This is a genomic window from Halovivax sp. (assembly GCA_007119345.1).
Classification (GTDB): Archaea; Halobacteriota; Halobacteria; order Halobacteriales; family Natrialbaceae; genus Halovivax.
In genome coordinates this window covers 1-9,304 of the sequence record SKPV01000064.1, presented here as the reverse complement: position 1 = coordinate 9,304, position 9,304 = coordinate 1, and the positions used below count along the sequence as shown (strand labels likewise).

The window sequence follows — 9,304 nt, the reverse complement described above, 5'->3', positions numbered from 1 at the left end:
AGGGGTCCGTGATCGCCGCCTACCTGATCGGCTACCTGGAGACGATCACCGTGGCGGCCCTCGGTTCCGGCTTCAGGGGCATCTTCTCCCTGCTCGTGCTCGTCGTCGTGTTGATGGTGCTGCCACAGGGCCTCTACGGGAGGGAGTTCGTCCATGAGTAGCGAGGCGCAGGGGTCCGGCGCCGTCGCCGAACGAGTGCGGGTGGTCGCCGACGCCGTCGGCGACCACGCGGGCGCCGTCAACGAGCGGATCGAAACGGGTATCGACGGGGTCAACGGCGTGCTGGATCCGATCGCGGACGCGTACAACCGGACCCTCGGCGAGCATTTCGGCGAGGCGAACGCCCTGCAACTCCTGTTCCTGGCGGTCGCGTTCGTCGCGCTGGCCACCGCCCCGCAGTGGGGCGAGGGGATGCTCAGGGCGCTCGCGCTCGCCTGCGTCTGGGCGATTTTCGCGATGAGCTGGGACATCCAGAGCGGCTACACCGGCTACATCAGCTTCGGCCACTCCGTCCTGTCGGGGGCGGCGGCCTATACGACCGCGATGTTGCTCTACAACGTCGACCCCGAGTTCTCGCTGTGGATCACCGCGCCGGTATCGATCCTCGCAGCGCTGGTCGTCGGGCTACTCATCGCGATCCCGTCGCTTCGCCTGCACGGTCCGTACTTCTCCCTGATGACGTTCGTCGCCGTCCTGGTCTTCTACCGGCTGACGACCGCGTTCAGCGAGTACACCGGCGGCGAGATGGGAATCCGCGTCGATCGGATCAACACGACGGTCGCCGGCTCGGAGATCTCCATGTTCGACCCCGTCCAGCGGTACTACCTGATGTTCGTCTCGATGATCATCGTCGCGGTCGCGCTGACGTACGTCGCGCGCTCGAACGTGGGCCTAATCTTGATGGCGATCCGCGAGAACGAGGCGGCCGTCGAGGCGGCCGGCATCGACACGACGAAGTTCAAGATCTGGTCGTTCGTCCTGAGTTCCATTCCGATGGGCCTCGGCGGCGTCCTGCTCGTCCAGATGTTCGGTACGGTCGACCCGACGACGTTCGTGGTCGTCGACCGCAGCATCGAGATGATCGCGATGGCCGTCCTCGGCGGGATGAGCTCCGTTCTCGCCCCCGTCGGCGGCGCGTTCCTCTTCGTCATGTTGCGCGACGAGTTCCTGCTCGGACTGGGCCACACCGCCAGGTGGGTGGTGCTCTGGACGCTCGTGTTGCTGGTGCTGGTCTTCGCGAGGGAGGGGCTGTTCCGAAAGCTCTGGCACTTCCTCGGCGGCTCCGGCCGGTCGACCGGGGGTGAGACCGAGTGACCCTACTCGAGATCGAGGGCCTCACGAAGCGCTTCGGCGGCCTGACCGCGGTGGACGATCTCTCGTTTGCCGTCGACGAGGGCGAGATCGTCGGCCTGATCGGCCCGAACGGCTCGGGCAAGACCACCGTCTTCAACTGCATCATGGGCGTCCACGGCGTGACCGACGGGACCGTCCGGTTCGACGGGACCGACGTGACGGATCACAAGACCCACGAGGTCGTCAACGCGGGGATCGCGCGGGTCTCCCAGGAGTCGAACCCGATCGACCTCTACCCCGTGGGCGGGAACATCAAACTGTTCACGCTCCCGAACAGCATCTTCTCGTTCCGCGGCGGCGCGGAGGACATGGAGATCGTCTGGTACGCCTCCCGAGTCGGCCTCGAAGACCGGATCTGGGACTATCCCGACGAGCTGCCCCACGCCGACGTCCGCCGACTCGAGATCGCGAAGGCGCTCGCGACCGAACCCGACCTCTTGCTGCTCGACGAGCCGTTCGCCGGCATGAACCGCCAGGAGATCGGCGAACTCTCCGAACAGATCGAGGGCTTCCGGGAGGACGGCATGACCCTGATCGTCGTCGACCACAACATGAGCGGACTGATGCAACTCGTAGACCGAACCGTCGTGCTCCACAACGGCGAGAAGCTCGCCGAGGGCGTCCCGGAGGCGATCGTCGAGAACGAGGACGTCCAGCGGGCGTACCTCGCCGGGGAGGGGATCTAGATGGCGTCCGATCCGCTCCTCGAGATCGAGGATCTCCACGTCTACTACGGGAAATCCCACGCCCTGAAGGGCGTCTCGCTCTCGATCGACGAGGGCGAAATCGTCGGCATCATCGGCCCCAACGGCGCCGGCAAGACGACGCTACTGAACGCGATCGCCGGCTTCGTCGACTACGGGGGAACCGTTCGGTACAAGGGGCGAGATCTCTCGCTGGTGAGCACCCGTCAGGCGGTCCTCGACGGCCTGATCTACTGCACCGAAGATCGCGACCTCTTCCCGTTCTTTTCGGTCCACGAGAACCTGTTGATGGGCGCCCAGTTCCGCGAGGACCGCGACGCGGTCGAGGCCGACCTCCGCACGGTCTACGACCTGTTTCCCCGCCTCGAGGAGCGCCGCGAGCAGGAGGCCGAGACGATGAGCGGCGGCGAGCAGCAGATGCTCGCCATCGGCCGGGCGCTGATGGGCGACCCCGACCTCCTGATGCTCGACGAACCGACGCTCGGGCTCGCGCCGGTGATCATCCAGGACATCGACGAGGCGATCGAACGGCTCCGGGCGGAGGGGCTGACGATCTTCCTCGCAGAGCAGAACTCCACCTTCGCGCTCCGGCACGCGGAACGGCTCTCGCTGCTCGAAACCGGCGAGGTCGAACTCTCGGGCGACGCCGAGGAGTTCCAGGACAACGAGTACATCCGGGAGGCGTACATCGGGGTGCATTGAGTGGGAGTTTCCGAGCGTAGCGAGGAAACTCGTTGTTGCGAGTAGCGCGGGACCCTCGGGTCCCGCGGACCGTGCGAACGGGCGCGACGCGCCCGTGAGCAGACGGTGACCGCAGGGAACCGCGAGCGGCGAGACTCCAAGCGTAGCGAGGTGTCTCGTTTTTGCGAGCGGAGAACGGAGTGACCCGCGAGCGGCGACTCCGCGACCGGGCGAGGAAACTCGAAGTGGCGAACGGGGAACTCGAAACGGCGAGCGGCCTCGTCGCCGCAACCGGGGGTACCGTCCCTAGTCCTCCGTCCGCACCCCGGCGATCGACCCGTCCCCGATCTCGGCGAGTACCCGGTCGTGGAACGACTGGAGGGCGGCGCTCTCGTCTTCTGCCAGGACGACGTCGCTGGCAGACAGCGTGGCGAGGCCGAACGCGCGCGGGCTCGGAGAGTCGAGCAGCCGCCGTTCGACGCCGACCTCGCCGGCGTCGATCGCCGCCACCAGTTCGACGATCTCCTCGACGGTGAGCTTGTCCTCGAGAATCTCGCGGTAGGTCTCCTCGATGACGGCGAAGTCCTCCAGTCCCTCCGCGAAGCCGAGCAGCATCTCGCTCGAGACCTGCTGCTGGCTGGCTGACTTCTCGTAGCCCTTGTACCGCTTGAGGATCATCAGCGAGCGCGTCGCGTTGATCCGGAAGTACCGCTGGAGGAGGTCGGTTCCCGAGAGGGCGGATCGGAGGGTGTCGCGAACCCCGTCGGGATCGAGGTCCTCGAGGATGCCGACCACGTCGACCTTTCGGTTCAGCGGCATCGAGAGCACGAAGCCGTTGTCGGCCACCGCGACGCGGACGTTCGCGGTCGCCTCCTGGGCGCACCGGTAGGCGAGCAGCCGCGAGAGCCCGTCGTTGAGCTTTCGCCCGTAGTTCGAGTGGACGTAGTAGTGACGTTCGTACTCGTCGCGGTCGCGTTCGACCTCGATCGCCAGGCGTCGGTCCGTCGAGACGGTCTTCGGACCGGCGTACCGCAGCTGGTGGTCGAAGAGGCGCGCCAGCGCCCGGACGCTGTTATCGTCGAGCGGGAAGTCCCGAAGCCAGGCGCGGACGCGCGCGGAGTCGCCCGTCTCGTAGTGGGCGAGCAGTTCCCGCTGGAAGGCGAGGATCTCGCGGCCGAGGTCGGACGACAGCGGCAGCCGCTCGGAGTACCACGACGGCACCGTCGGCCGGGCGCTCGTGCGGTCGACGTACACCTTCGAGCCGCGGCGGTAGCGGTACTCGAAGTGGTCGCCGCCGAGGACGAAGACGTCGCCCTTCTTCAGGGTGTCGAGGTAGTCCTCGTCGAGCTGGCCGACCCACTCGTCGCCCGATCGGGTGTGGACGTTACAGGTGAACGAGTCGGGAATCGTCCCGATGTTCGTCATGTAGATCACCCTGGCCAGGCGGCCGCGCTTGCCGATCAGGCGCTCGCCGACGGGGAACTCCTCGTAGTGGTGCTCGCCGTCGGGCGGGTCGTTCTCGTCGCGCCAGATCTTCGCGTAGACGTTGCGGTCTTCCAGACCGGCGTACTCGGCGGTGAGGTATCGAAACAGGCACTCGAACCGCTCGTCGTCGTAGTTCCGGTAGGGGTAGGCTCGCCGGAGGATCGCTCTCACCTCCCGTTCCGGGCGGATCTCGGCGATGGCCATCCCGTAGACGTGCTGGGCGGCGACGTCGTGGGCGTTTGCTGGGATCGACACCGAGTCGACGAAGCCGTCCTCGGCCCGTTTCAGCATGACCGCGCACTCGACGAGCTCGTCGCGATCGAGCGCGATCACCCGGCCGGTGACGGTCTGGCCCACGCGGTGTCCCGCCCGTCCTACGCGCTGGAGCAGCGCGGCGACGGACTTGGGCGAACCGACCTGCACCACCAGGTCGACGTGGGGCATGTCGATGCCCAGCTCGAGGGAGGTCGAGGTGGTCACGACGTCCAGCTCCCCGTCCTTGAGCTTCCCTTCGATTCCCTGCCGAACGGCCTTCGAGAGGCTGCCGTGGTGACACCCCGAGTTCGACTCGTCGTAGGCGCCGAAGCGCTCGCGCAGCTCGTGGAGCACCCGTTCGGCGCCCGAGCGGGTGTTGGTGAACACGAGGGTGTTCGTGTGCTCGTCGATCAGCTCGTGAAGCCGTCGGTAGAACCGCTCCTGGACGAGGTCCCGGGGCGTGTTGATGAGGTCGTCAGTCGGGCACTCGAGCCGGAGGTCGAAGTCGCGGGCGAAGCGGGCGTCGACCACGTCGAACTCCCGGGGCTCGCCTCGCGGCGTTTCCTGGCCGACGAGGAACTCGCCGACCCGCTCGAGCGGATCGATCGTCGCCGAGCAGCCGATCCTGGTGAGCTCGCCGTTCGACAGCGACTGAAGGCGCTCCAGGCTCACCGAGAGGTGGGTGCCGCGCTTGCCGCCGGCGATCGAGTGGATCTCGTCGACGACGACGTACTCGACCGTCCGGAGCTTCTCGCGGAACTTGGGGGAGTTGAGCAGGATGGCGAGCGTCTCCGGCGTGGTGTTGAGGATGTGCGGCGTCTCCTCGAGCATCTTCTGGCGCTCGTGGGAGGTGGTGTCGCCGTGACGGATGGCGTGGCGAATCTCGCCGACGTCGTCGCCGCGTTCGGCGATGATCGACTCGATGCCGGAGAGCGGGAGCTCGAGGTTGCGGTGGATGTCGTTCGCGAGGGACTTGAGCGGCGAGACGTAGAGGCAGTAGACGGAGTTCTCGAGACCGTCCGCGCGCTCGCGGTCGCGTCGGAAGAGCTCGTTGATGATGGCGGTAAAGCTTGCTAACGTTTTGCCTGACCCGGTCGGCGCACACACCAGCGTGTTCGTCCCCTCGTGGATCTTGGGGATCGCGCCTCGCTGGGGCGGCGTGAAGAAGCCGTCGTTCTCGGGAACGTACTCGCCGAATTCGCGTATCCACCACTCCTGGACCGCGGGTCCGAGCAGGTCGAGCACGTCGCGATCCTCGACGCTCGCGTCGGGATCGTACGGCAGCCGCTCGTCGGGGATCGGCAGCCCGTTCCCGTTCATCAGGGATTCCTGCGGGACGAACGCGTAAGAGGGTTTGGCCAGCGCGGTGAAAGTGGAACGGCCGCGATCACGTTCGGGGGACCAGTTTGGTCGGAGGCGCGACCACTACGACCCATGATCGCGCTCGATCCGATCGGATACCTTCGGACCCCGTTCGAAACGCACGTCGACGCGCCTCGTCAGGGAACCGAATCGGACGCGAGGGGAACTATCGTCCTCGAGCCGGCGTACGAACCGGGCCTCGCGGGGCTGCGGGCCGGCGACGACGTCGAGGTACTCTGGCTCGCCCATCGGGCCGATCGATCCGCACTCCGGGTCCGGGACGGCGAACGGGGCGTGTTCGCCACGCGGTCGCAGGACAGGCCGAATCCGATCTGCCTGACCCGGTGTCCGGTGCTGGCGGTCGAGGGACGTCGCGTCTCCGTGGCCGGCGTCGACGCGCTGGACGACTCGCCGGTGCTGGACCTGAAGGCTCCGCTCCGGTAACGGCCGCTCGTTTCGGTGAGTGTTCTCCGCTCCGGTAACGGCCGCTCGTTTCGGTGAGTGTTCTCCGCTCCGGTGGCGACCCTTCGCTCCGGTGTGGGGTTCCGTTCCGGTGACGGCTCTCCGTTCGCCACCCGACGAGTTCCGCCGACGCAACGTTTTTCCACGAGCCCGATGGATGAATCGATATGCAGATCACCTTCCTCGGGACCGGTTCGGCGATGCCGACCGGCGATCGATACCAGGCGGGCATCCTCGTCCAGGAGGACGATCGAACCGTACTCGTCGACTGCGGATCCGGCGTGCTCCACCGGTTGCAACAGTCGGGCGTCGGGTACGAGGCCGTCTCGACGGTGCTCCTGACCCACCACCACCTCGATCACGTCGCCGATCTCATGCCCCTCATGAAAGCCCGCTGGCTCGCCGGCGAGGAACACCTCGAGATCGTCGGTCCCCAGGGGACCAAGGGACTCGTCGACGGGCTGCTCTCCGTTCACGAGTACATGCAGGACCGACTCGACCTCCGGGTCCGGGAGGTCGTCGCGGGAGAGTTCTCCGTCGCCGGCTTCGACGTCGAGGCCTACGAGACCCGCCACTCGCTGCCCTGTCTGGCCTACCGCTTCGACGATCGCTTCACGTTCAGCGGCGACAGCGAGGCGTTCGCCGGGCTGGCGAACTTCGCCGACGGTTGTGCGATCCTCGCTCACGACTGCTCGTTTCCGGACGACGTCGACGTCTCGAACCATCCCACGCCGAGCGAGCTCGGCGAGGCGCTCGCCGGAACGGAGATCGGCCGGCTCTACCTCACCCACCTCTACCCGCACACACAGGGGCGTCAGGAAGAGATGCGACGGTCGGTCGCCGAACACTTCGACGGCGACGTCAGGTTCGCCGAGGACCTCCAGCGCGTCTCGGTCACGTAGGGCGAGCCGGTGGTCCGACCGGGTCGACGCTCGGTCGGTCGGATCGGGTCGACGCTCCGTCGGTCCGACCGGGTCGACGCTCCGTCGGTCGGCGAACGGGGACGGGACCGCCTCCGAGGTGCAGTCGGAGCTGGCGGACGGTTTCGAGGACTCGCGACTTCGGATTCCCGCGCTCACTCCAGCCGGTACCGTAACAGCGCGGCGACGCCGCCCAGGTTCGAGAGCTGCTGGCCCGGCGGGAACTCGCTCGAGAAGACGGTCACCTCGCCACCTTTTTGCTCGGTCGTCCGGACGAGATCGTCCACGTCGACGCTCCACTCGCCGTCGGGACCGCGTTCCTGGCGCAGCCGCTCGTCGAGGATCAACAGGCGGTCGATGGCGCCGTACTCCGCCGCCTTCGAGACCTCCTCCGGGCCGTAGGCCGCCTTTGCGCCCTCGGCGATCCGGCGGGTGAGTTCGTCGATGTACTCGGCCTCGGACTCGATGCGGGTCTCCTGCTGGACGTCGGCGACGGCGCCGCGTTTGAGCACCTCGTGGACGCCCCGGTCGCCCACGCTCGCGGTGTCGACCATCGTCACGAGTTCTGCGACCTCGGGAGCCTCCCGTTCGAGGTGCTTGTAGGCGTCCTGCTTGGTGAATCCCGGACCCGCGAGAATGATCGCGTCCACGTCGAGGCGGCCGAGGACCGAGGCGAGTTCGGCCCAGAGCTCCGAGCGCTCGCGGGCGTACTCGTCCTTCCCGCTCGAGCCGGTGATGGTGGCGCGCTCTTCGGTGCCGTACTGGGCGACCGTGTGGACGTGCGCCCGCCCCTCCTCGACGGTCGCGATGGCGACGTCGGGGTTCTCGGAGGCCTCCTCCGCCTCCGCCAGGCGCTGTTCCTGGTCGGATTTCCACCACTTCTCGATCGAGAGCTCGTCTCGCTCCTCGACGTTGAGCGTGTGGTGGAAGCCGAGCTGGTCCTCCCGGGAGCAGGCGACGATCTCGCCGCCGACGCGAAGGCGGTTGGCGAAGCGGTGGAACTCGACGTCGTCGACGGCGATGGCGACCCACATGGGTTCGCGCTCGCCGCCGGTGTCGCGCATCTGGTCGTCGTTTCGCTGGATCCGGCGGGTGGTGTCGCCGGCGACCCGGTCGCCGGGTTCGAGGACGTACTGGAGGTGCCAGAGGTCGTCGACGCTCTCGGGGACGACCGTCACCCGCTCGCGGCCGCCCTCGACTCGCTCCCGGTCTCTGACCTGCATACGTGGGAGGTTCTCGGGCGCCCGGTAAGTGGGTGACGACTCGGCGCGCCCGACCAGGGTGCCGCGGTCCATGCGGACGGTCAGGGCGCCGAACCCGACGCCGACGGGTCTGCGCCGCCGTCGGCCGGCTCCTCGTCCGAGCGGCCGCCGCGGGTCGAGATCGCGTCGTCGTCCTCGCCGCCTCCCCCGGCTTCCGGGGATTCGTCGGCGAATTCCGGCGACCGCTCGCCGCCTTCGGGCGACTCCGGCGTCTCGGTCGATTCGGCCGACGGTTCCGGCGACGCCTCGGTCGACGGGGGCTCCTCGACCGCCGGCCCGTGGCCGAACTCTCGCCCTTGGGGGCCGCGTTCACGACGTCGTACTCGAGACCGAGCCCTCGCGGCCGTCGAGGTCGATAGTCGTCCGGACGGCTCCCGTCCTCGAAGGGGTGGTTTCGGTCGGGATCGGGTGCTTGAGCGGTTCCGCGATCGGTACCGGACCGCCCGCGAAGGGGCGGCGCAGGCCGGGATCGATCCGGACTGACACCGGTTCGCTGCGACGAGATGGAAAGGTTCTCCGTCCGACGGGTCCTGCACCCGCCCGAAATGGGGAGCCGATTCGACACCGACACCGTGGCGACGTACCTCGACCGGTACGCCGAGACCCAGGGCGTGCTCCCGGACCGACTGGAGACGTTCGGCGACCGGTACCGCGAGCAGGGGTATCTCACACGGGAGCAACTGTACGAGCTCGCCTACGAGAACTCGACGCGAAGCGCCTACCACGTCGAGTCGAATCCCGAAACCCGTTGCCGGGAGGTCACCGCGAACGTGCTCGCGGTCGACGACGACTTCTCGAAGATCCAGCTTCTCGCCGGCCT

Annotated in this window: 7 protein-coding genes and 2 pseudogenes; 7 read left to right on the top strand and 2 right to left on the bottom strand. The window is 67.7% G+C overall.

All coding sequences use genetic code 11. The features are described from left to right. From QZT59_RS19200 to QZT59_RS04795, 4 genes and pseudogenes are all read left to right on the top strand, one after another. Positions 1–161 (top strand): annotated as a pseudogene (locus QZT59_RS19200) (branched-chain amino acid ABC transporter permease); the annotation flags it as partial. Next, positions 154–1,314 carry a branched-chain amino acid ABC transporter permease gene (locus QZT59_RS04805; protein WP_290812130.1) on the top strand — a complete coding sequence of 387 codons (1,161 nt, stop codon included), beginning with the start codon at positions 154–156 and terminating at the stop codon, positions 1,312–1,314. The pseudogene QZT59_RS19200 and the gene QZT59_RS04805, both read left to right, overlap by 8 nt. Then, entirely contained in the window at positions 1,311–2,039 is a 729-nt protein-coding gene (locus tag QZT59_RS04800) for an ABC transporter ATP-binding protein (protein WP_290812127.1), read from the top strand. Before QZT59_RS04805 ends, QZT59_RS04800 begins: the two co-directional genes overlap by 4 nt. Next, entirely contained in the window at positions 2,040–2,759 is a 720-nt protein-coding gene (locus QZT59_RS04795) for an ABC transporter ATP-binding protein (RefSeq protein WP_290812124.1), read from the top strand. It abuts the gene before it with no gap. Between the two features lie 285 nt (positions 2,760–3,044). Here QZT59_RS04795 and QZT59_RS04790 read toward each other — a convergent pair whose 3' ends face one another. Beyond that, on the bottom strand, positions 3,045–5,798 hold the full coding sequence (locus QZT59_RS04790) for an ATP-dependent helicase (protein ID WP_290812122.1): 2,754 nt from the start codon (positions 5,796–5,798) through the stop codon (positions 3,045–3,047). A 114-nt stretch (positions 5,799–5,912) separates the two neighbouring features. Here QZT59_RS04790 and QZT59_RS04785 point away from each other — a divergent pair, with 114 nt between their 5' ends. Next, a complete protein-coding gene (locus QZT59_RS04785; RefSeq protein ID WP_290812119.1) occupies positions 5,913–6,284 on the top strand; it encodes an SAM-dependent methyltransferase in 372 nt (123 codons plus the stop codon). A 185-nt stretch (positions 6,285–6,469) separates the two neighbouring features. Further along, positions 6,470–7,204: an MBL fold metallo-hydrolase gene (locus QZT59_RS04780; protein ID WP_290812116.1), complete on the top strand. Its 735-nt coding sequence runs from the start codon at positions 6,470–6,472 to the stop codon at positions 7,202–7,204. Between the two features lie 173 nt (positions 7,205–7,377). Here QZT59_RS04780 and QZT59_RS04775 read toward each other — a convergent pair whose 3' ends face one another. Further along, positions 7,378–8,445, bottom strand: coding sequence for an mRNA surveillance protein pelota (locus tag QZT59_RS04775; RefSeq protein WP_290812113.1), 1,068 nt, complete (start codon positions 8,443–8,445; stop codon positions 7,378–7,380). A 584-nt stretch (positions 8,446–9,029) separates the two neighbouring features. Between QZT59_RS04775 and QZT59_RS04770 the strand changes: the two are divergent. Next, positions 9,030–9,304: pseudogene (locus QZT59_RS04770) on the top strand (hypothetical protein); the annotation flags it as partial.